Origin of the sequence: Plantactinospora soyae (genome assembly GCF_014874095.1) — a bacterium.
Classification (GTDB): domain Bacteria; phylum Actinomycetota; class Actinomycetes; order Mycobacteriales; family Micromonosporaceae; genus Plantactinospora; species Plantactinospora soyae.
In genome coordinates, this window is record NZ_JADBEB010000001.1 from 1,018,968 (window position 1) to 1,040,565 (window position 21,598).

Below are 21,598 nucleotides of genomic sequence, written 5' to 3' on the forward strand. Positions count from 1 at the left end.
ACCTGCCCGAAATCCGGGAGCGGGAATAAGCCGACCGTCGGGAACGGGTCAGCGCGGATGGGCGGCGGGACCGAGCCGGTCGGCGGGAGCGGGCGGGCCGGCTACGGCACGACCGGGCCGGCGTACCGGCGCCCGTCGACGTACGGCCAGCCGTTCGGCGCGCAGCCCCGCAGGCCGTACGTCTGCTGCGCCATCACCGGCGCGGGTGCCCCGGTACGCGGGCAGGCCTGGTGATCCTCGCCGAGTTCGTGCCCGACCTCGTGGTTCAGCGCGAACGCCTGGTAGACCTCCAACGGCGCGCCGTACTCCGGCACCGCCGTCAGCCACCGGGCGACGTTCAGGACCACCTCGCCCGGCAGGCGGCACGAGCCGTACCGCTCGGTGTGCAGCCCGGCGGTCGCGCACATCCGTTCCGAACTGCCCGGGGTGGCGAGGAAGACGGTGAACTCCGCCTTGGCGGCCTTGCCGACCCGCTGGAACCGGAGCCGCTTCGAGGCCGTCCAGCCACGCGGATCACCGAGGACCGCGTCGACCGCACCGGCGAATCCGGCGACGTCCTGGCCGATGTCCTGCTCCACCGCGACGCGGTACCGGCGCAGGGCACCCGCACTGCCGAGCACCGGGCCCGCACCGGCGTACCCGAAGGTGCCCGGACCGGTGGTCGGATAACCGGCGTCCGGGTCGGTCTTCGGACCACCCCGGCCGGCCGTCGTGCCCGCCGCCCCGGCGACGACCCGGTCCCGGCCCGCCGCCGCCACCGTCGAATCCGGCCCGCCCGGACGGCCGTGCACCAACCCGACCGCGAGCAGGCCGGCGGTGACCGCGAACAGGGCGAGTGCGACGGTACGCCGCCGCCGCGCGCGGGCGACGGCGACGCGGTGCCGTTCACGCCGGCCGTGCGAGCGGGCCGACCCGGGCCGAGAACGGTCGCGGTCGTGATGGTTTGCCGGAATCGTCATGGCGGGACATAGACTGCCATATCGGCCGGTCGGGCAACAGCGCCACCGCACCGGTTCCGGCCGGCGCCCGGCTCACAGCGACGGGCCGGCGTACCGCTTCCCCCGCAGGTACGGCCACGGATTCGCCGAGCAGCCCCGGAGAAAGAGCGTCTGCTGCATCATCACCGGGGCGGCCCGGCCGGTACGCGGACACTGCTCGTGCCCGTGGCCCAACTCGTGTCCCACCTCGTGGTTGACCACGTAGGTCCGGTACGTCTCCAGCGGCACCTTCGCCGAGACGAAGTGCGGCACGGAGAGCCGCCAGCGGTCGAGATTGAGGATCACCCGTCCGGTGCCCCGGCAGGAGGTGTACGGCTTACCGCCGACCTGGATGTTCACCCCGGACTCGGCGCACATCCTGCGGGCCGTACCGGCGGTGGCGAGATAGATCGTGAAGTCGTGGCCGCCCCCGTTCGGCACCCGCTGCAACCGCAGCCGCCCGCTGCCGATCCAACTGCGCGGGTCGGCCAATGAGGCGTCCACCTTCGCGGCGAACTCCCCGATGTCCTCGTTGGCGCCCCGCTCCATCGCCACCCGGTAACGACGCAGGGTCCCGGCCCGGCCGAGCACCTCGCCCCGACCGGTCGCGTACGTGAACTTGCCCGACCCGCTCGCCGGCACCGGACCGCCGAGCCGCAGGACGGGCGGCGGCGGTACGACCGGCGTAGGGGTGGGCGTCGGCGTCGGGGCGGCGACGCTGGCCGGAGCCGTCAGGGACGCCGTCGGCACCGCCTCGGCGGCCGAGCGGTCGGCCGGCGGCACCAGCAACGCGACGACGGCGATCGCGGCGGCCACGCAGAGCAGGGCGACCGCGAGCAGGTGACCGGGCCGGGGACGCCGCCGGGAGCCCGGTCGACCCGAGGATGCCTCGCCGGGCGGTGGGACGGAATTGGGTGCCGATGGTTTGAGCCGAGGGTTGATCCGCACGTCTACTTAGTACGCCACGCCCATCGGTTTCGTTGCACGTTCGGCCGCACCGGACCGGCCCGGAACCGCCGCCGCGCTCGCCGAGCGGAGACATCTCCCAACTGGTGGCCGGCCCTATCCAGCAGCCGGGACACGGCCTTATCCAGCAGCCGGGACACGGCCCGTCTCGCGCAGCAGCGCGACCGCCGCCCGGGCGACCGTCCGGGGCACCTCCATCTGCGGAACGTGCCCCACGCCGTCCAGCACCAGCAGCCGGCTGTCCGGGATCAGTCGAGCCACCTGGGCCGGCACCCGGACGTCAACCAGCCGGTCCTGCGTACCGCCGATGACCAGGGTCGGCGCGGTGATCAGGCCGGCGATCCGCCACAGCGACCCGGCGCCGGGCAGGTACGCCCGGACGAAACTGCCGACCAGCCCACGCAGCGTACGCAGGTACGCCGCCGCATAGTGCTCGGCGGTGTACCGGATCCGGATCTCGTCGATCGCCTCCTGGCGCCGCTGGTCACAGATCCGCCCCGTGTCGGCCACGCAGGCCTCCATCACCTGACGGGCCATCTCCTCCGGCGGCAACTGGGTCAGCCAGCGCGAGGCGAACCGTTCCGCCCCGGGCACCGCCAGCAGCGGCACCATCCGACCCTGCAACGAACGCCGGGGATCGAGGAACGGCATCGCCGGCGAGATCAGGGTGAGCGTGCGTACGAGATCGGGCCGCAGGCCGGCGACCCGTACCGAGATGGCGCCGCCGAGCGAGTTCCCGAACAGGTGCACCGGACCTCGACCGGAGTGCTCGATGTACCGGACGACCCGGTCGGCGAAGGCGGGAATGGTGTACCGGCGACCCGGCTCACTCCGGCCGAACCCGGGCAGGTCGATGGCCTGGCCGTCCAGGCGGTCGGCGAGCAGGCCGGCCAGGTCTGTCCAGTTCTGCGCCGAGCCGCCCAGCCCGTGCACGTAGAGCGCCGGCTCGGCGTCGGCCCGGGTCGCCGGGGTGTCCCGGACGTACGTGACGGAGCCGTCGATCCGTACGGCCCGGCCGGGCCACGGCGGCGGCACCTCGTCCCGGGCGATCGACTCGTCCGCCTCCAACAGCGCACGCTTCATGGACCAAGTGTGCCGGGATCACGGTGATCCTGTGGCCCGCCCGGGCCAAGCTCCGGCCGGAACGACACCGGGCGGAGACACCGCGTGCGCGTCTCCTCCCGGGTTGTCACGATTGCGCCGCCGGTTTCCCGGTTCCCGCCGCCCCGCTCAGGTGAGCAACGCCTCAAGCCGACGGTTCACCGCGGCCAGGGTGGCGCGGACCACCGCCTGACGCGGATCACCGGCGACCAGCGCCGATCCGGCGAGCTGCTCGACCCAGCCGTCGCAGACCAGCAGGACCACCACGGTGGCCACCTCGCAACTGCCGAACGGTACGACCGCGGCGTGCTCCACGAAGCAGCGACCCCGTTCGGTCACCCGGGTCGAGGCGCTGAGCAGTTCGTCGATCGCCGCCGCCGCCGCGACCGCGCAGAGGCGCAGGACGTACCCGTCGACCGCCGGACCGGTGGCCAGCCCGGTCGCCGGATGTTTCCCGGCGGCGAGCCGCACCTCGACGGTGGCGTCCAGCCCGAACGTGCTCACCTGCACGTGGTCGATGATCACGCGGGGCCCCGGCGGTGCTCCGGGGTTGAGCGGCCGGGAGGGCGCCGTTTCGGTCGACGTCACCTGACTGCCGGAGTACGAGGTGCCGGCCGTGCTCGGGCTGACTCCGGTCGTACCGGCCGACGCCCTCTGCAGGGTCTCCGTCTGCCCCGCGGGCTGGTCCTCGACGGCGGCCCGGCCCCGATGGCTCGGTGCCTGTCGGCGTCGACGGGGCTCCTCGGTCGACGGCTCGGCCTGGGTGGCCGGCGCCGCCGCGCGGGGCTCGGCCGGGGACTGCCGGGCCGGTCCTGGCGGGTAGGGGGCGGTGGTGGCACCGGGCGGCGCACCGAAGCCGGACGGGCTCGCGGCGGCCGGGCCGGGCAGATTCTGTGGTGCGGCAGCCAGCCCCATCCGCTCCTGGAGCAGCCGCGCCACCTGGCGGCTCACCTCGGCCGGGTCGGCACCGTCGGAGAGGTCCAGCCGGAGGCTGTGTGCCCCGGCCGGCGTGGTACGCAGCGAGGCGTCCCGCACCCCGGCAACGCCCCGGACCGCGGCGAGGATCGCGTTGACGTCGAAACCGTCCGGTCGCTCGTGCAGTTGTGCCGCTCCATCCTCCCGACGCAGGTGGGTTGCGATTCGGGCGAGTTCCGGCGTCTCGGCGGGCGGCTCCGCGGCGGGCGGCTCCGGCACGGTGGGTACGTCCGGCTCGGCGGGTACCCGTTGCGGCAGCACGTCCAGGCTGGAATCCGCCGGCCGGGACGCGGGTTCGGCCGGTGTCGGCTCCGGATACCGGTACGCCTGTCCCGGATGGCTCGGTGCCGTCGGCAACGCCAGGGCTTCCCGGCGAGGTGGATATCCGGCCGGCTGGCCGGGGTGCGGGTAGCCCGACGACTCCGGTGTGGGCGAGGGCCGGACGGGGCCCGGCCCGGCCGGGTACCCCGACGAGTCCGCACCCGGCGGAAGCCCGGCACCGCCGAGCCCGGACGGATAGTTGGCCGGATCCGCACCCGGCCCAGCGGGTCCCATCCCGGCCGGCCTCGACGAATAGCCCGGCAGTTCGGCCGCCGGCCCGTGCCCGGCACCGCCATGCGCCGACGGATACCCCGACGACTCCGCACCCGACGACATCCCAGCACCACCGTGCGCCGACGGATACCCCGACGACTCCGCGGCCGGTGGCGAGGGCGCCAGCCCGGTCGGCCCCGATGGATAGCCCGACGGCTCCCGGGCAGGCGGAAGCCCGGCTCCGGGCGACCCGGGCGGATAACTCGCCGGTTCGACATTCGGCCCGGCGGCGACGAGTCCGCCCGGCCCGGGCAGATAACCCGGCGACGACGGGCCCGGCGCGGCGGAGAGCCCGCCGGGGCCGGGCAGGTAGCCGGCCGACTCCGCACCCGACTGGCCGGACAGCGTGCCCGGCCCCGGTAGGTAGCGCGGCGAATCCGGAGCTGGCGCGGGTGTCAGGGTGGCCGGCCCGGCCGGGCCGCCGAAGTCGTTCGTCCCGGCCCGGTAGGCGGGCGCCTCGGGGGGTACGGGCACGCCTCGGGCGACCGCCGGATCCTGCGGATAGCCGGGTCCGGTCAGCGGCTGGGGGTAGCCGTCCTGGTACCCGGACGCCGTGGCGGCCTGCGGTGGCTGCTCGGAGGCCCGCTGCGCCGCCTGGTCGAACGCCCGCTGCGACGCCTGGTCGGACCAACTCGTCGACGACCAGTGCTCGCGCTCCCGGGGCACCTCCGCGTCCCGACCCTGCTCGGCCGTGGGGGCGGACTCGGCGGGGTGGAAACTCTCCCCGTCCCGAGGGCCCTGCTGCTCGGCGGCGGGAGCGCCCGAGGCCCACGGCGGGGCCCAGCCGGGCGACCAGGCGCCGGCATTCGCACTGTGGGCATCGGCGGGGGCGGTCGGCGGTGCCGCCCGCTCGTCCTGCTCGGCCGCGCGCCAGCCTCGTCCGGGCGACCCGCCCTGGTCAGCGCCGGGAACGTGGTTCGGTACCTGTTCGGGCTGGCGGGGAACCGCCGGCATCAGCGCGGTCCGCTCGGTCGCCGGCCGGTCGTAGTGGGGCCGCTCGAAATCCGCCGGGACCAGATACTCCGACGCCGGGCCGGCCGGGGCGGCGGCCGGCGGACCCGATACCGCTGCCGGCGGACCGGACACCGCTGCCGGGGGTGGACCGGACATCGCCGCCGGGGGTGCCGAGAAGCTGGCCGGTGGCCCGGAGGTGGGGGCCGGCGGCGGCGAGAAGCTGGCCGGCGGTGCGGACACCGCTGCCGGCGGTGCCGAGAAGCTCGCCGGTGGCCCGGAGGTGGGTGCCGGTTGGCCCGGCTGACCCGACTCTCGCCACGGCGGCGGTTGAGCGACCTGCCCGGCGCCATGCTCCTGGTGTCTGAAGTCCCCGAAGTCCCCGAAGGCGTGTCGCGCCGGTCCGGCCGGATCCACCTCGTCGAAGTGGGGCTGCGACAGCGGATGCCCGGAATAGTCCGTTCCCACACCGCTGGCCGGGTCCGGCCCGACGGCACGCCGCTCGGACGGCTCGGCGACCTCTGCCTCGTACGGGTAGACCGCCTCGCCCTGCACCGTCCGCCCGGCCCACCCGCGTTCGGCCTCCTGCGCCTCGCCCAGATGTACGCCGTTGACCGGCTGCCGGAGTTCGCGGATCGGAATGCCGGGCGATGCCGGTAACGGCCGGGGCACGTAGTGCGGGGAACGGTCACCCCAACCGTGTGTCACCACCGGCTCGGCCGGCTGATGCCACTGCCGCCCGTTCGGATCGACGCCGCTCTCCGCACCGGACCAGCCCGCGTCGGCCGCCCAGCCATTGGCCGAGCGGGCCGGGTCACCCTGCGGACCTGCCCCGTTACCGTGCTCTCCCGGTGTGGGGGCTCCGGGTTGCCCTGTTTCGTCCACCGTGCGCTCCTTGGTCGCCCCCGCTGAGGCTACCGTGTGGTGGCAGTGCCGATAAGTTACAGCGGCGGGCTAATTCGGCAGTCAAGGGATGTACCCCGCCCGGTTCGTCAAGAAGGTCGACGGCGTGCGACGTGAAGCGGAGGTGACCATGACCCAGGTGGGAAACGGCGCACAGACAGCCGGCCGGCCAACTCGTCTGCCGCGCTCGGCACGGCGTAAACAGCTGCTCGCGGCGGCCCAGGAGGTGTTCGTCGCCCAGGGGTACCACTCGGCCGCGATGGATGACATCGCCGAGCGGGCCGGGGTCTCCAAGCCCGTCCTCTACCAGCACTTTCCTGGCAAGTTGGAGCTCTACCTGGCGTTGCTGGACACCCACTGCGACGCGATCGTGGCGAAGGTCCGGGAAGCCATGGCGGCGACCAGCGACAACAAGGAACGGGTCAGCGGGGCGGTTCGGGCCTACTTCGACTTCGTCGACCACGAGAGCGGGGCGTTCCGGCTGGTCTTCGAGTCGGACCTGCGCAACGAGCCGGCCGTACGCGAGCGGGTCGAACGGGTGGAGCAGGGCTGCATCGCGGCGATCACCGACACCATCATCTCGGACACCGGGGTGAGCCGGTCGCGTGCCGAACTCCTCGCCTCCGGACTGGTCGGGGCGGCCGAGACGGCGGCCCAGTTCTGGTTGGCCGGCGGGCGGAAGGTGCCGAAGGCCGAGGCGGAGGCCCTGCTCACCGGCCTGTCCTGGCGCGGAATCGCGAGCTTTCCGTTGCAGGGCGAGTCGGCCTGACAGTTGCCCCCACCAATCGGATAGCCTTGCCGACGGCGGATCTTTCGCCCCGAATGAGGAGGCCCCGTGGAGGTCAAGATCGGCGTGCAGTACGCGCCGCGCGAGCTGGTCCTGGAGAGCGCGCAGACGCCGGCCGAGATCGAGCAGATCGTGACGGACGCCCTCACCAACAACGGCACGCTGTCGCTGACGGACGAGAAGGGCCGACGGGTCATCGTGCCCGTCGACAAGGTGGCGTACGTCGAGATCGCCGAGGCGTCGCCCCGGGCGGTCGGGTTCGTCTCCCGCTGATTCCGTCCCGCCCCGGCGGGTTTGGTGCCGAAGGTCAGTTGTTCAGCCCCACCGCGGACATCCGGATGGTGTGCGCGGCGGTGATCCGCTTGAACAGACCCTGCGCTCCGGCCTGATCGTCGAAACCGCTGGCGATCAGGGCGGTCAGCGTTCTCCGCTCACCGGCCATCCGACCGGCCTGGGACAATCCCTCCCCGACGAGTCGGCGGGCCCACATCGAGAGTCGGTTCGCGACCTTCGGGTCGGCCGCGATCGCCAGCCGGATCTCCTGGCCGGCGAACTCGTCGTACCGGGAGTCGTGCAGCACGTCGAGCACGAGCTGCCGGTCGGGTTCGGCGAGGAAGGCCGCCATCTCCCGGACGAAGTCGTCCGCGATGCCCTCGCCGACGTACGCCTTGGTCAGCGCCTCCAGCCAGTCCTTGGGCTCGGTCGAGTCGTGGTACGACTGCAACGCCGGCACGAACGGGGACATCGCCTCGCCGGGCGCCACCCCGAGTTCGGTGAGCCGATCGGCGAGCCGCCGGTAGTTGGTGATCTCCACGGCCGCCATCTCGCTCAGTACGGCACGTCGAGCCAGGTCAGGCGCCAATCGGGCGTCTGCGGCCATCCGGTCGAAGGCGACCAGTTCGCCGTACGCGACCAGGCCGAGCAGGTCGACGACGGCGGCCGAAGCCGTCGGATCGACGACATCGACACCGGGGACATCTGCGACAACGGCGACATCTTCGGCGACAACCGGTACAGCCGGAACAGCCGGCTCGGATGCGGCGGATGTGCTGGGGGTGGGGTCTGCGGGGGCGGACACGCCCGCAGGTTACCGCCCGGCGCCCCCGGCCGGGCCCCTACCGCCAGGAGCCGGACGGATTCCGTACGCGGCGCCGCCGAGGCGGCGTACCGGACATCCGGGACGAGGCAGCAGCCGTCGACGGGGTGTAACGGACGTCACATCGAAATACCCCGGGCGGAGCCGTAGCTGACCGACCGGAGGCGACATTTACCCGGCTCAGGTAGCATGGATCAGTTGCCGCAGGCGGCAGAGATCCACGGGTCCTGTCGGTTCCCGCAAATTCTGCTCCGCGGCGCGCGTGCGGCCCGGTCTTTTCTCGGCGGTTTGAGCCGTCAACCGTGTGGCCCGCGCCATACCGACATCGCGCCCTTCGGACGAACGGGGCGCACCACGAGAGGGCACCCCCACAACCACATGAGCGATCACATCGAAGAAATCATGGCTGGTGAGGCGCTGGCCGCCGACGCACCGGTCCGCCCCGAGGCTCCCACGTTCGCGGAGCTCGGAGCGCGCGAGGAAACCGTCGCCGCACTCGCTGCGGTCGGCATCACCCGGGCCTTCGCCATCCAGGAGTACGCGCTGCCGATCGGGCTGCGCGGCACCGACCTGATCGGCCAGGCACCCACCGGTACCGGAAAGACCCTGGGCTTCGGCGTACCGCTGCTGGACCGGGTCTTCGCGCCCGGCGAGGGCAGCGACGGCCTGCCCCAGGCACTTGTCGTCGTACCAACCCGTGAGCTGGGGTTGCAGGTCGCGAAGGATCTCGCCGCGGCCGGCAAGACCCGGAACGTACGGGTACTGCCGATCTACGGCGGTGTGGCGTACGAGCCGCAGGTCGACGCGCTCCGCAAGGGCGTCGAGATCCTGGTCGGTACGCCCGGCCGGTTGCTGGACCTGGCCAAGCAGAAGCACCTCCGACTGGACCGGGTGCACGCACTCGTCCTCGACGAGGCGGACCGGATGCTCGACCTGGGCTTCCTCGACGACGTCGAGAAGATCCTGGCGATGTTGCCGGAGGACCGGCAGACGATGCTCTTCTCGGCCACCATGCCGGATCCCATCGTCGCGCTCTCCCGCCGATTCCTCCGCCAGCCGGTGACGATCCACGCGGGGCACACCGCCGAGACCGGACCGTCCCCGCAGACCGAGCAGCTGGTCTACCGCACCCACTCGATGAACAAGATCGAGATCGTCGCCCGGATCATGCAGGCGCGGGGACGTGGCCTGACCATGATCTTCACCCGTACCAAGCGGGCCGCCGACCGGGTCGCCGAGGACCTCGACTTCCGTGGGTTCGCGGTCGCGGCCGTACACGGTGACCTGGGCCAGGGTGCCCGGGAGCGGGCGCTGCGCGCGTTCCGGGCCGGGAAGATCGACGTACTGGTCGCCACCGACGTGGCGGCACGCGGGCTCGACGTCACCGGTGTCACCCACGTCATCAACTACGACTGTCCCGAGGACCAGGACACCTACACGCACCGGATCGGCCGTACCGGTCGGGCCGGCGCGACCGGTGTCGCGGTGACCTTCGTCGACTGGGACGACATGCCCCGTTGGCGGATCATCGACAAGACCCTCGGGCTGGAGATGCCGGAACCGCAGGAGACGTACCACACCTCGGCGCATCTCTACACCGACCTCGACATCCCGACCGACGTGGCCGGCACGCTGCCGTCCGCCGAGCGGACCCGGGCCGGGCTCTCCGCCGAGGTCGAGGAGGACCTCGGTGGCGGCCGGTCCAGGGGTACGACCGCTCGTCGCGGCCCGGGTCGCGGCGACGGTGCGGGACGTTCCCGTGACCGGCGTGGCAGCACCAGCCGCAGCACCAGCCCGGCCGAGCCGGTCGTCGGACCGGCGGCCGAGGTCACCGGCTCGGACGAGCCGCGACGGCGGCAGCGCCGACGGCGGCGGGCCGGCGAGGTCGTCGCCGAGACGGCTGGCACGCCGGAGACCGTGGAGGCCGGAGTCGGCCGCGCGGCCGAGACCGCCGAGGGCACGGCCGTCGGCACGCCGACGGTGGTCGACGGCGACGCCGCCGGCAAGCCGCGTCGGCGCCGACGGCGGCGGCGGGGCTCCGGTTCCGCCGGCGAGCAGTCGACCGACAGCTGAGTTCAACCCCGCCGAGTGCGGTGGTCGGGTTCCGACCCGGCCACCGGTACCCGCCGGGGCCGCCCCGGCAGCGGACACCTCGGCTGCCCGGGACGGCCGGGCGACCAGGCCGGGAACACCGGCGGAGAATGGAAAGATGCCGCAACTTCTCGACGTGGCGCTCGCCGAAGTACGGGCGCTGCTGCTCGACCCCGGACTGACCCGCGCCGTCGCCGCCGGGCGACGACGCGGAGAACTTCCCACCGTGGTACGCGCCGAACTCCGCCCGGTGGCCCTCAAATCCGGCTCCCGGTTGCAGATCGTCACCGATGACGGCGCACGGCCGTACACCCGGAACGTCGAGCCCGGTCCCGAGGCGCACGCCGCGGTGGACGCGCTGCTGGCCGAGCCGTTCGGCAACTGGCACGTCGAGACGGCGACGGCGACCCTGCAACTCCGGGTGACCAAGCGGGGCGAGGCACAGGTGCACCGCGCCGCCGCACAGCGCGGAACGGGTCCGGTCGGTTCGCACGACCGCGCCAAGGAGCACCTCCTCGATCCCGGTGACCCGCTGTTCGGCGCGATCGGCGGCAGCGCCGCCAAACGACGCCAGGTCGACGCGTTCCTACGCGCCCTGGCGGCGACCCTGCCCGACGACCTGACCGGGCCGTTGCGGGTGGTCGACCTCGGCTGCGGCAACGCGTACCTGACCTTCGCGGCGTACCGCTACCTGGCCGGTCGGGGCATCGACGTCGAACTGGTCGGCGTGGACGTACGCGAGGACCAGCGCCAGCGCAACACCGCGCTCGCCCGCGAACTCGGCTGCGACGACCAGGTCCGGTTCGTGGCCGGCACGATTCTGGACGCGGTGGTGGAACCGGCGCCCGATCTCGTACTGGCCCTGCACGCCTGCGACACCGCGACCGACGAGGCGCTGGCCCGGGCGGTGGGCTGGCGGGCCCGATGGGTGCTGGCCGCCCCGTGCTGCCACCACGACCTCGCCGCGCAACTGCGGACCAGTCCGGCCCCGGGGCCGTACGATCCGCTGGTCCGGCAGGGCATCCTGCGGGAACGCTTCGCCGACGTACTCACCGATGCGCTCCGGGCGGCGCTGCTGCGACTGCACGGCTACCGGGTCGAGGTGGTCGAATTCGTCGACTCCCAGCACACCCCACGCAACCTGCTGCTCCGGGCCCGGCACACCGGAGCCGAACCGACCGACCAGCAACGGGACGAGTACCGCGCGCTGATCGGTGACTGGCAGCTCACTCCCCGGCTCCAGACCCTGCTCGACCGGCCGCCGCTGGCCGGATAGGCCCCGATCGGGAACTGGCTCCGGCGGCGTCGCCGGCTGCGGGACCGTTGCCGATATCGGCGTGATCAGCCGGTGACCGGATGCGATATCTGGCCGAGGGTACCGGTGGGTCGGTCGGTCAGTCGGATTTCCCCACCACCCTCGCGGACTAGTCTCAAAACGACCACCCGAGGTCTGGCGAAAGGGATCTCCGCTGAGCATCGGTGCTGCACAGGACTCGCCGCAGGCAGCCTTCGCCCGCTTCGTACGGCGAGCCATCGACGACGCGAAGAGCGAGCACGGCTGGACGGTCAGCGACGTGGCCGCCCAGACCGGGGTCGGCCGCTCGACCGTCTTCCGCTGGCTCGCCGGCGACTGGCAGGACTATCCGGAGCTGGCCAAGGTACGCGGATTCTGTTCCGCCCTCGACGTGCCGGTCGGTGCGGCGTTCCGGGCGCTCGGGCTGCCCGACGGTGAACCGGCCAGCCTCGCCCGGAAGGACCGGGTCGATCCGCCGGTGGACGCCGACCTACGGGTGATCATGGCCCGGCTCACCGACCCCGCCGTGGCGCCCGAGGAGAAGAAGCTGATCCGCGACATGCTCCGCTACCTGGCCCATCGCCAGGTCCGGCGAGCCGGATAAGCCTGCTCCGTCGGCGAGCCGGATAAGCCCGCTCAGCCGGCGAGCCGGATAGCACGGGTCACCCGGGTCAGGGGACGGTCAGGGTGAACTCGGCGGTGTGCACCGTTCCGGCCACCTGGAAGTCGAAGTACAGCCGATAGCGGCCGGGGCTCGGCGCGGCCAGCCAGAACTTCACCGCCCCGCCCGCCAGTTCGGTCTCCGGATGGACGTGGACGTAGCCCAGGTCACCCTCGCGCAGCGCCACCAGGTGCCCGTACGCGCCGAGGTAGGGCTCCAGGGCGGAAACAGGGTTGCCGCCGGAGAAGACCCGGAACAGCAGCGGCTGGGTGGCACCGACCTGCGGAGTGCCCTCGTAGGTGACGGTGAACCCGTCGACCGTGGCCTCCCGGGCCGCCGGAGGAAGCGGCTGCGGGGCGTACGCGCCGGTGGCCACCAGGTCGACGCCGAGGGTCACCGGCACCTGTCCCGCCGCGTCGTCGAGAACGGTGAAGTCGGCGTACGCCCGCCAGACGCCCGGAGTCGGCAGGGTGAGCGGCACGCTCCAGGTCCCGTCCGGTGCCATCGTCGGATGCAGATGCTGGTAGCCGGTGAGGTCCCGACGGACCACGATCATGTGCAGCGGCTTCTCGTGCACCACGGCGAACCCGGTGGCCACCCGCCGGTCCGCCCCGCGCACCTGGAACCGGAAGTCCTGTCCCCGACCGGCGGTCAGGGACGTACCCGTCGGCACCAGTGTGTACCCGGCGGCGCTCACCGCCAGGCCGCCCACGTCACCCGCGCTGGCACCACCGGGTCCGGGGCTGGCGGCGCCGGCCGGATGCTCGTGCGGCCCCATTCCCGGTGGGTGGCTGTGCCCGTCGTCGGTGCCGCTCGGCAGCGGGCCGGTGCCGGGTGTCGCCGCCGTTCCGGTGTCCAGCCGGCCGAGGCCGAAGCCGGCGAGCAGGGCCAGGACCAGGCCGCCCAGGGTGAGGGCGAGTCGGACGGTACCCCGGTCCGGTACGGCGGACACGGCCTCCGCTGGCTCCTCCTGGGTCACGCCGGGCAGGTTACCCCCTGGTCAGGTACGGCCGCATTTCCGGTCACCGACCGTGCCCAACCGACGGTTCCGATTACGGTACGCAACCGGACAGATTCCCTCGGCAGGGCGTGGCCTGGATCGGGCCCCGATCGTTGAAAGGGTCGTGCCGACCACCGCATGGCCACGTCGCGCCACCGCCCTCGCCGCCGGGATGACCGTGGCGTTGGCCCTCACCCCGACCCCGGGCCGGGGAGCACCGGTCGCCGATCCGATCGAGCAGCAGCTCAGCGTGATGGCGGAGCAGTTGGAAATCGTGATCGAGCAGTACAACGACCTGCGCGAAGAGCTTCGGGAGACCAGGGCGAGCAGCGCGGCGATCCACGCCGAGATGGGGCCGCTGGAGCGCTCGATCGAGGCGCATCGGACCGAGGTCAGCCTGTTGGCGGCGCACGCCTACCGGACCGGCGACGCCCGTTCGCTGGGCGTCGTGGGTACGCTGCTCAGCGCCGCGACACCGGACAACCTGGTGGACCCGCTGATCCTGCTGGACCGGCTCAGTCGGACGCAGCACCGCGTCATCACCCGGTTGACCGAGTCCCACGCACGGCTGGCCGCGGCCCGGCGTACCGCCGAGGCGCTGGCCGCCCGGCAGCGTGGCCAGGAGCGGCAGCTCGCCGCCCGCAAGCTCGCGATCGAGACCGACCTGGCCCGGCTCTCCCACCTGCCCGACCCCTCGGCGGGTATGCCGGTCGAGGCCGCACCCCGGCTGCCCGACCCGGTTCCCGGAGCCGCCGGAAAGGCGGTGCGGTTCGCGTACGCCCAGCTCGGCAAGGGGTACCGGTGGGGCGGGTCCGGCCCCGACGGGTACGACTGCTCCGGCCTGACCTCGGCCGCCTGGGCCGCTGCCGGCGTACGGCTGCCGCACAACGCCGCCCGGCAGTGGAGAGTCGTCACCCAGGTCAGCCGGGCCGCGCGGCAGGCTGGCGATCTGGTCTTCTACTACCGCGACCTGCACCACGTGGCGATCTACATCGGCGGGGGCAAGATCATCCACGCTCCCCGTACCGGCACCCGGATCCGGATCGACCGGGTCGACTACCAGCCGATCCGCGGCTACGGCCGACCCGGCTGACCCGGGCAACCACGGCCAGTCAGCCCGCCACCGCGAGCGCCAACGGCAGTACGCCCGGTGCGCCCGCCTGACGCAGCAGCCGGGCGACCATCGTCATCGTCCAGCCCGAGTCGACCAGATCGTCGACCAGCAGCACCGGACCGGTCAGCCCGGCGAGGGTCTCCGCCAGCGACTCCGGCACCTCGAAGGCGCCGTGCAGTGCGCGTACCCGCTGGGCGCTGTTGCCGCGCGGACCCGGGCCGGCCGACTCCCCGGTCCGGGCCGGCACCTCGCCGAGCAACGGCAGCCGGCCGACCTCGGCGATCCGTTCGGCGAGCCCACCCACCAGCCGGGCCCGGCGGCGCGAGCCGACGGCGACCACCCCGACCGGTCGGGCCGGCCAGGGATCGTCGCCGTGCGCCCAGGCCTTCAGCACCTCGATCACGGCCCCCGCCACGTCGTCCGGCAGGGCCGCGTCCGAGGCGTCCGGGCCGGTCAGGGCGCGCAGCCGGCCACCCCAACCGAGATCGGACAGCCGTCCGACGGCCCGCCCCGGGTACGCCTGCTCGCCGGGGCCGATCTTGCCGCGCAGCGGTACGCCGACCGCCTCCAGCCCGGTCGGCCAAAGCTTCTTCGGGGTGACCTCCACGCCGGGGCGGCCGAGGAACGCCTGCGCCGCCGCGAGTGCCGGCGCCGACACCTCGGACCCGAACCGGGGCTCGGCGCAACGGTCACAGCGCCCGCAGGCGGTGGCCGCCGGATCGTCCAGGCAGCGGCGGAGGAACTCCATCCGGCAGCCGTCCGTCGCGGCGTACTCCCGCATGGCCTGCTGCTCGGTGGTACGCGCCTGCGCCACCCGGTGCAACCGGGCCGCGTCGTACTGCCACGGCTCGCCCGTGGCCAGCCACCCGCCCCGGACCCGGCGTACCGCGCCGTCGACGTCGAGCACCTTGAGCATCAGCTCCAGCCGGGCCCGGCGCAGGTCGACGATGGGTTCGAGGGCCTGGGTGGAGAGCGGACGGTCCGGCCGCAGGGCGCCGAGCACCGCCCGCACCTGCTCCTCCGGTGGAAAGGCCAGCGAGGCGAAGTACCGCCAGATCGCCTGGTCCTCCTGGCCGGGCAGCAGCAGCACCTCGGCCTCGCCGACGGCCCGGCCGGCCCGCCCGACCTGCTGGTAGTAGGCGATCGGCGACGGCGGGGCGCCCAGGTGCACCACGAACCCGAGGTCAGGCTTGTCGAACCCCATGCCCAGCGCCGAGGTCGCCACCAGGGCCTTCAGCTTGTTGTCCAGCAGATCCTGCTCGGCCGCGCGGCGGTCCGCGTCGTCGACCTGACCGGTGTACGACGCGACCGGGTACCCCCGCCCGCGCAGGAACTCGGCGGTCTCGGCGGCTGCCGCGACGGTCAGGGTGTAGATGATCCCGGATCCGGGGAGCCGGTCGAGGTGGTCGGCGAGCCAGCCGAGCCGGTACGCCGGACTCGGCAGTTCGAGTACGGCCAGCCGCAGCGACTCCCGGTCCAGTGGCCCACGCAGCACCAGCGCGTCGCCGAGTTGCTCCGCCACGTCGTCGGTGACCCGGCTGTTGGCGGTGGCGGTCGTGGCCAGCACCGGCGTGCCGGCCGGCAACCCGGCCAGGAAGGTGCGCAGCCGGCGGTAGTCCGGCCGGAAGTCGTGCCCCCAGTCGGAGACGCAGTGCGCCTCGTCCACCACCAGCAGCCCGGTGGTGGCCGCCAGCCGGGGCAGCACCCCGTCCCGGAAGTCGGGGTTGTTGAGCCGCTCGGGACTGATCAGCAGTACGTCGACGGCCCCGGTCCCGATCTCCGTGGCGATCTCGTCCCACTCGTCCGAGTTCGCGGAGTTGATGGTGCGGGCCCGAATGCCGGCCCGGGCGGCCGCCTCGACCTGGTTGCGCATCAGCGCGAGCAGCGGCGAGACGATCACCGTCGGACCGGCGACCGTGGCCCGCTCTGTGACGCCGCTCCCCGCCTCCCGCAGCAGCGCGGTCGCGACGAAGTAGACCGCCGACTTTCCCCAGCCCGTGCGCTGTACGCAGAGCACCCGGCGCTGGTCGACCACCAGCGCCTCGATCGCCCGCCACTGGTCCTCCCGGAGCCGGGCGTGCTCGCCGGCCAGCCGGCGCAGCACCGCCTCGGCCCGCTCCCGCACCAGCGCCCGATCCCCGTCCGCCATCCGGTCCCCGCCTCCGCCCAGGCCTACGCCTTGATCGTCATCCGTCGCCCGGCCGGCGCTGATCGTCGGGTCGTCGTCCACCCGGCATTTCTACCAGCGACCACCGACCTGGCGGAGCGTACGGCGCGGCGGCGACGCCGGCCCGGCGTGGCGGCGGTCACCGGCGCCGGTCGGGTCGCCGGCCGGGTCGCCGGTCAGGTCGCCGGTCGGGGCCAGACCCGATCTTTCCGGCCGACCCTTGTCCGCCGCCGCGACACTATGGTCATCTGTGTGCCACGCACAGCGACCGGCGGAGGTGCGTATGCGGGGACTGGCCGCGCAGAACCAGCCGACCTCGGGTCGGGAGCGCCTGCCGTCCGGCGGGTCGGAATTCCTCGGCCTGCTGGCCCGGCTGCTGCGTCGGCCCCGGCGCGGAGACCGCCGGCTACCGCTGATCTGGCTGGTCCGGGCGGACGGTGCCCCGGACCTGATCGCACTGCTGCGCCGGGTGCTGGGGCGGGGCCAGCGGCGTCGGATCCCGCACGCCGCGCTCGACCTGGCGGCCCCATCCGGCGGGGACATCGACACGCTGCTGCGGGACCTGCACCGGCAACTCTCGGTGGAGGCGTTCGGCGGCGAACGCCTGCGGTTCCGGCACTACCCGCTCGCCGACTGGCTGCTGCACCAGAGCGTCGTGGACGCGGCCGAGGCGGGCGACGACCGACGACCGGCCCTGGCCCGACAGCTCCGGGACCGGCGCGGGCCACGGCCGGCCGCCGACCCCGCCGGGGGCGCGAGCGGCGACCCCGACCTGGTCTCCACCGCGTACCAGTTCGTGTTCTGGCTGGTCCGACGGGCGATTCCCAGCGTCGTCTTCCGGGTCGCGATCTCCGGTCGGGTACCGCTGCTCGGGCCGCACTACCGGTGGTTCATGCGCCAGCAGTACCTCGCCCCCCGGCAGTCGGTGACCTTCCTCGGCTTCGCCGAGCGGCTCACCGCCGGCTGGCGGGACGGGGAGCAACCGGACCAGGTGAACAAGCTGCTGGTCCACGCGTTCCTGGAGGACCTCCGGCAGGCGTACCGGCGCCGGGTCTGGCGACCCGCGAGCTGGCGCCGGACGGCGTACCCGGTGCTGTTGCTGGACAACGTCACGCCGGCCGGGCCGGGACACACCCTGGTCCGCCTGATCAACGACGTCCGCAACGAGACGGGTCGCAACGATCCGCTGCTGGTGGTCGCGTCGGGCACCGGACCCCCGCCGGAACTGCCCGAGCCGTACTCGTTGGTAGACGCCGAGGAGGCGTACGACGAATGGGTCGACGTGCTGCCGGAGACGCGGCGGCTGCGCCGACCCGCCGCCTGGCTGATCGCGTTGCTGCTGGCCGACCCGAGCGCCGGATCGGAGCCGAGGGGCGGACTGCTCCACTTCGTCCCGCCGAACCCGCCCTGGTGGACCCGCCGCTTCCTGCCCACCGCGCTGTGCCTGCTGCTGCTCGTGGCGGCCGGCGTCTGGGTCAACGCCCGGTGGGACCGCAGCTGTCATCCCCGGCCGTTCGACGGCGCGGTCTCGGTGGAGCTGATCGGCGGCGAGTGTGTCGGGTACAGCGACAGCGCCGGGCACGTCTTCAACCGCGATCCGGGTCAGGACCGGCTCCGGGACGTCCAGCGGCGGATCTTCCAACAGAACGCCGCCGCCGAGCAGGTCTGGCAGCGCAGTGCCCAGCGCCGGCCCCTGGTGACCCTCGTCTACCTCGGCACCCTGACCGGCAACCGGACCCGGGCCGACGAGGAGTCGTACGTCTCCGAGCGGGAGGAGCTGGAGGGCATGGCGACCGCGCAGTACGCGCTGCTCCGGGAGTCTGCCGGAGCCGACGGCGCGGCGCTGCTCCGGGTCGTCGTCGCCAACGGGGGCCATCAGATGCGGCACGCCGGCCGGGCGGTGGCGTTGCTCGAAGAACTGGTCCGGGACGACCCGACCGTGCTCGGCCTGGTCGGCCTGGTGGACAGCCGTACCAGCACCGCCGGAGCGCTGCGCGAACTCAACCGGATCGGGCTGCCCACGCTCGCACCGACGCTCTCGGCGGACGGCATGCACCAGAACTCCAAGCTGTACCTGCAGATCTCCGCCCCGAACCAGGACCAGGTGGCGTTGATCGACGAGTACGCCCGCCAGGTCCTGCGGGTCAACGAGGCGCACGTGTACTACACCACCGGGGAGGACAGCTCCCTGGACGAGGACCTGTACGTCGGCACCCTGGTCAGCGGACTGCGGCAGCGCTTCGGCAGCCGGCTCACCCTGGTGCAGGAGTGGCGGGTCGGTCAGCGGCTGACCCAGGAGTGCGGCTACTCCGGCCTGCTGGTCTTCGCCGGTCGGTGGTCCGAGTTCGACGGGTTCCTCCGGGGACTCAAGGAGTGCGGCCCCAATCCCCCCGCACATCTGGTCGGCGACGACTCGGTCAACCGGTACATGGCCAATCCGGGGCTCCGGGCGAGCGCACCCGGGAACCTTCCGGTGACGTACGTGTCAAAGGCCGCCCTGGCCACCTGCGCCGCCCTGCGTACCGCGCGCGACCAGCGCGACGACGTACGCGGCAGTTTCCTCTCCTGGGTGCAGGCCGACGATCTGCTCAGTCCGCCCCGGTGCCGGGCCGAGGGCAGCGTGCCGGTCGGCGAGCGGGTGAGTCTCGCCTACGACGCCGCCACGATGGTGGTACGCGCGGTGGAGAGCCTCGCCGCCCGGCTGCGACACGCCAATCCACGGGAGGCGTGGAATCCGCGGGCGGTCAACCCGGTCGGCGTACACACCGAGGTGCTGCGGCAGAACGCGGAGAACGGCTATCCCGGGGTCAGCGGCCTGATCCGGTTCGCACCCGATTCGGGTGAGCCGGTGGCCAAGCGGATCTCGCTGGTCCGGGTGGCCCAGGTGACCGACGTCGACACCGAACCGGTCGAGGTCTTCCACTGCGGTACGGCCGCCGACGAGGCCGATCGGCGCTGCCGGCCGGCGTGACCCGTGGACGCGTTCGTCAGCCGGGGCCGGTCGGTCCGGCCGAGGGCACGTCGGCGCCGTCCACCGGCCGGGCCGGGAAGGCCGCTGAGGCCGGAAAGGCCGGCGGAGCCGGGAACACCGGCGGCAGGAAGATCAGGATCTCCCGGAGAAGATCCGCCACGTCCATCGGCAGCAGGCACCGGGCGACCAGTTCCTCCAACGAGGCGTACGGGCCGCGCAGCCAGCGGTCCAGCAGGATCTGCCGGCTCTGCTCGGCGGAGAGACCGGGCAACCCGGCGACCACGTGCTCCGCGACCGAGTTGATGTCGACGAGTCCACCGTCGTCGAAGGCGCTCGGCAGATCCGGTCGGCCGATCCGGAGTTCCGTCCGGGCGGTCGGATAGTGGTAGAGCAGGTACCGGGCCTGTTCCCGCCGCATTCGTTGGTCGGCACCGACCCGCTCGTTGGGCGCGACCAGTCGCCCGCCGAACATGGCCTTCACGGCCCGGTTGATCAGGATCACGTGCACGGCGCCACCCAACCAACCCAGCAGTAGCCCGGCGAAGATCCCGAGCGTCTCGGTGTCGGTCGGCAGCACCTCGGGATCCGGGTCCATACTGGCCAACGCGACGCAGAAGACGACCGCCACCGCCAGATAGCCGGCGCCGGCCACCGCGAGCGGCCAGCTGCGGCGCCGTACCGCGTAGCTGAACATGATCAACCAGGTGAAGGTGCCGACGCTGAGGACGACGGTCAACACCGCGAGCACGGTGCCGAGGTGGCTGACCCAGAGGGGCCAGGCGCGGCTCTGCCGGTAGGCCGTGGTCAGGGGCGGAAGCGGGAACGGCGGCCCGCCGCCGAAGGGCGGAACGCCTCCTGCCCTGCCATCCACCGGCGCCCCCGGCCAGCCGGACGTCGGCACCTGCGGCGCCTCGGCCACCACCGCCACCGGTACGGACGATGTCGTCGGCGCCGATTCCGCAGCCGAACCTGTCGGCCCGTCGGGTGCCGACCGCGTTCCGGCCAGAGGTACCGCAGCCTCCACGCCCGTTCCGGCCGGCGGTACCGCAGCGTCCACGCCCGGTCCGGCCGGGTGCGGTACGACCGGCTCCGGCACTACGACGGTCCTCGACTCCGCCGCGATGGTCTGCGGCGCTGGCACGACGACCTCCGGTTCCGGCGCGAACTGCTCCGGAAGCATCAGCATCGGATCGGACCGCAGAATGCGGCGGTGCAGTTCCTGAAGTTGCTCACCGGGTTCCAGGCCATGCTCGTCGCGCAGCAGCGACCGGATCTCCCGGAACGAGGTGAGCGCCTCCGCCTGCCGTCCAGCCCGATAGAGCGCGAGTATGAGCAGATAGCGCAGCCGCTCCCGGACCGGGAACTGCGCCACCAGCCGACCCAGTTCCCCGACCACCTCCTGATGGTGACCGAGTTGCAGCTCCAACTCGGCCCAGCTTTCGAGGGCGGCGGTCCGCATGTCGACGAGCCGGTGCCGGGCCGAGTCGAAGAACGAACCGATCAGCTCCTCGAACGGATCGCCGCGCCAGAGATCGAGCGCGGTCCGTAGTTCACCGACCGCCTCGGACGACCGTCCCTCGGCCCGGGCCACCTGGGCGCGCCGGGTCCGCTGTTCGAAGCGCAGGAGATCCAGGTCGTCGGTACCGACCCGCAGCAGGTAGCCGGCGTCGGTAAGGCTCAGCACCTGGCCGGGAGTCCGGGGGGACCGGTCCGGTTCCAGGACCCGGCGGAGTCCGGCCACGTACTTCTGCACCACGTTGGGCCCGTTCGCGGGTGGGTCCTCGGCCCAGACGGCGTCGACGATCCGCGTCGTCGGCACCGGACGTCCCGCGTGCAGCAACAGGACCGCCAGTACCGCCCGCTGCTTGCCGGGACCGAGATCCAACTCCTGGCTGTCCTGCCAGGCCCGCTGCGGTCCGAGGATCTCGAAACGCACCGTTCCCACCATGC

The 21,598-nt window shown here is 73.1% G+C and carries 14 protein-coding genes and 1 pseudogene; 7 read left to right on the top strand and 8 right to left on the bottom strand.

Features of this window, described 5'->3' with window-relative positions:
- Positions 1-101: 101 nt before the first annotated feature.
- From H4W31_RS04555 to H4W31_RS45000, 4 genes and pseudogenes are all read right to left on the bottom strand, one after another.
- A complete protein-coding gene (locus H4W31_RS04555; RefSeq protein WP_225945389.1) occupies positions 102-959 on the bottom strand; it encodes a DUF3152 domain-containing protein in 858 nt (285 codons plus the stop codon).
- A gap of 72 nt (positions 960-1,031) precedes the next feature.
- On the bottom strand, positions 1,032-1,925 hold the full coding sequence (locus H4W31_RS04560; protein ID WP_318783020.1) for a DUF3152 domain-containing protein: 894 nt from the start codon (positions 1,923-1,925) through the stop codon (positions 1,032-1,034).
- 138 nt (positions 1,926-2,063) lie between these two features.
- The gene (locus H4W31_RS04565; protein ID WP_192765496.1) at positions 2,064-3,026 is read right to left on the bottom strand and encodes an alpha/beta fold hydrolase; all 963 of its coding nucleotides are present in this window, start codon (positions 3,024-3,026) and stop codon (positions 2,064-2,066) included.
- A gap of 147 nt (positions 3,027-3,173) precedes the next feature.
- A pseudogene (locus tag H4W31_RS45000) lies at positions 3,174-4,631 on the bottom strand (hypothetical protein); the annotation flags it as partial.
- A gap of 1,966 nt (positions 4,632-6,597) precedes the next feature.
- On the opposite strand from H4W31_RS45000, the gene H4W31_RS04575 reads away from it, so the two are divergent.
- Together H4W31_RS04575 and H4W31_RS04580 are read left to right on the top strand one after the other, a co-directional pair.
- A complete protein-coding gene (locus tag H4W31_RS04575) occupies positions 6,598-7,236 on the top strand; it encodes a TetR/AcrR family transcriptional regulator (protein WP_192765497.1) in 639 nt (212 codons plus the stop codon).
- A gap of 66 nt (positions 7,237-7,302) precedes the next feature.
- Positions 7,303-7,527, top strand: coding sequence for a DUF3107 domain-containing protein (locus tag H4W31_RS04580; RefSeq protein ID WP_192765498.1), 225 nt, complete (start codon positions 7,303-7,305; stop codon positions 7,525-7,527).
- 34 nt (positions 7,528-7,561) lie between these two features.
- Here the strand turns inward: H4W31_RS04580 and H4W31_RS04585 are convergent, their stop codons facing one another.
- Entirely contained in the window at positions 7,562-8,332 is a 771-nt protein-coding gene (locus H4W31_RS04585; RefSeq protein WP_192765499.1) for a ferritin-like fold-containing protein, read from the bottom strand.
- Positions 8,333-8,728: 396 nt separating this feature from the next.
- On the opposite strand from H4W31_RS04585, the gene H4W31_RS04590 reads away from it, so the two are divergent.
- From H4W31_RS04590 to H4W31_RS04600, 3 genes are all read left to right on the top strand, one after another.
- Complete coding sequence (locus H4W31_RS04590; protein ID WP_192765500.1) at positions 8,729-10,423, top strand: DEAD/DEAH box helicase; 1,695 nt, start codon at positions 8,729-8,731, stop codon at positions 10,421-10,423.
- Between the two features lie 136 nt (positions 10,424-10,559).
- Positions 10,560-11,717, top strand: a complete 1,158-nt coding sequence (locus tag H4W31_RS04595) for a class I SAM-dependent methyltransferase (RefSeq protein ID WP_192765501.1) — start codon at positions 10,560-10,562, stop codon at positions 11,715-11,717.
- Positions 11,718-11,916: 199 nt separating this feature from the next.
- The gene (locus tag H4W31_RS04600; protein WP_192771841.1) at positions 11,917-12,339 is read left to right on the top strand and encodes a helix-turn-helix domain-containing protein; all 423 of its coding nucleotides are present in this window, start codon (positions 11,917-11,919) and stop codon (positions 12,337-12,339) included.
- Between the two features lie 67 nt (positions 12,340-12,406).
- Here the strand turns inward: H4W31_RS04600 and H4W31_RS04605 are convergent, their stop codons facing one another.
- Positions 12,407-13,375: a hypothetical protein gene (locus H4W31_RS04605; protein WP_318783022.1), complete on the bottom strand. Its 969-nt coding sequence runs from the start codon at positions 13,373-13,375 to the stop codon at positions 12,407-12,409.
- Between the two features lie 145 nt (positions 13,376-13,520).
- On the opposite strand from H4W31_RS04605, the gene H4W31_RS44120 reads away from it, so the two are divergent.
- A complete protein-coding gene (locus H4W31_RS44120) occupies positions 13,521-14,489 on the top strand; it encodes a C40 family peptidase (RefSeq protein WP_192765502.1) in 969 nt (322 codons plus the stop codon).
- Positions 14,490-14,508: 19 nt separating this feature from the next.
- Here the strand turns inward: H4W31_RS44120 and H4W31_RS04615 are convergent, their stop codons facing one another.
- The gene (locus tag H4W31_RS04615) at positions 14,509-16,659 is read right to left on the bottom strand and encodes a RecQ family ATP-dependent DNA helicase (protein ID WP_192765503.1); all 2,151 of its coding nucleotides are present in this window, start codon (positions 16,657-16,659) and stop codon (positions 14,509-14,511) included.
- A 301-nt stretch (positions 16,660-16,960) separates the two neighbouring features.
- Here H4W31_RS04615 and H4W31_RS04620 point away from each other — a divergent pair, with 301 nt between their 5' ends.
- A complete protein-coding gene (locus H4W31_RS04620; RefSeq protein WP_192765504.1) occupies positions 16,961-19,648 on the top strand; it encodes a type 1 periplasmic-binding domain-containing protein in 2,688 nt (895 codons plus the stop codon).
- Positions 19,649-19,664: 16 nt separating this feature from the next.
- Here the strand turns inward: H4W31_RS04620 and H4W31_RS04625 are convergent, their stop codons facing one another.
- Positions 19,665-21,584 carry a BTAD domain-containing putative transcriptional regulator gene (locus tag H4W31_RS04625; RefSeq protein WP_192765505.1) on the bottom strand — a complete coding sequence of 640 codons (1,920 nt, stop codon included), beginning with the start codon at positions 21,582-21,584 and terminating at the stop codon, positions 19,665-19,667.
- Positions 21,585-21,598 lie beyond the last annotated feature (14 nt).

Excerpts from the sequence above, each read along its gene's own strand:
- H4W31_RS04555 (WP_225945389.1), bottom strand. The coding sequence starts at position 959 with ATGACGATTCCGGCAAACCATCACGACCGCGACCGTTCTCGGCCCGGG.
- H4W31_RS04565 (WP_192765496.1), bottom strand. The coding sequence starts at position 3,026 with ATGAAGCGTGCGCTGTTGGAGGCGGACGAGTCGATCGCCCGGGACGAG.
- H4W31_RS04575 (WP_192765497.1), top strand. The coding sequence starts at position 6,598 with ATGACCCAGGTGGGAAACGGCGCACAGACAGCCGGCCGGCCAACTCGT.
- H4W31_RS04590 (WP_192765500.1), top strand. The coding sequence starts at position 8,729 with ATGAGCGATCACATCGAAGAAATCATGGCTGGTGAGGCGCTGGCCGCC.
- H4W31_RS04595 (WP_192765501.1), top strand. The coding sequence starts at position 10,560 with ATGCCGCAACTTCTCGACGTGGCGCTCGCCGAAGTACGGGCGCTGCTG.
- H4W31_RS04615 (WP_192765503.1), bottom strand. The coding sequence starts at position 16,659 with ATGGCGGACGGGGATCGGGCGCTGGTGCGGGAGCGGGCCGAGGCGGTG.
- H4W31_RS04620 (WP_192765504.1), top strand. The coding sequence starts at position 16,961 with ATGCGGGGACTGGCCGCGCAGAACCAGCCGACCTCGGGTCGGGAGCGC.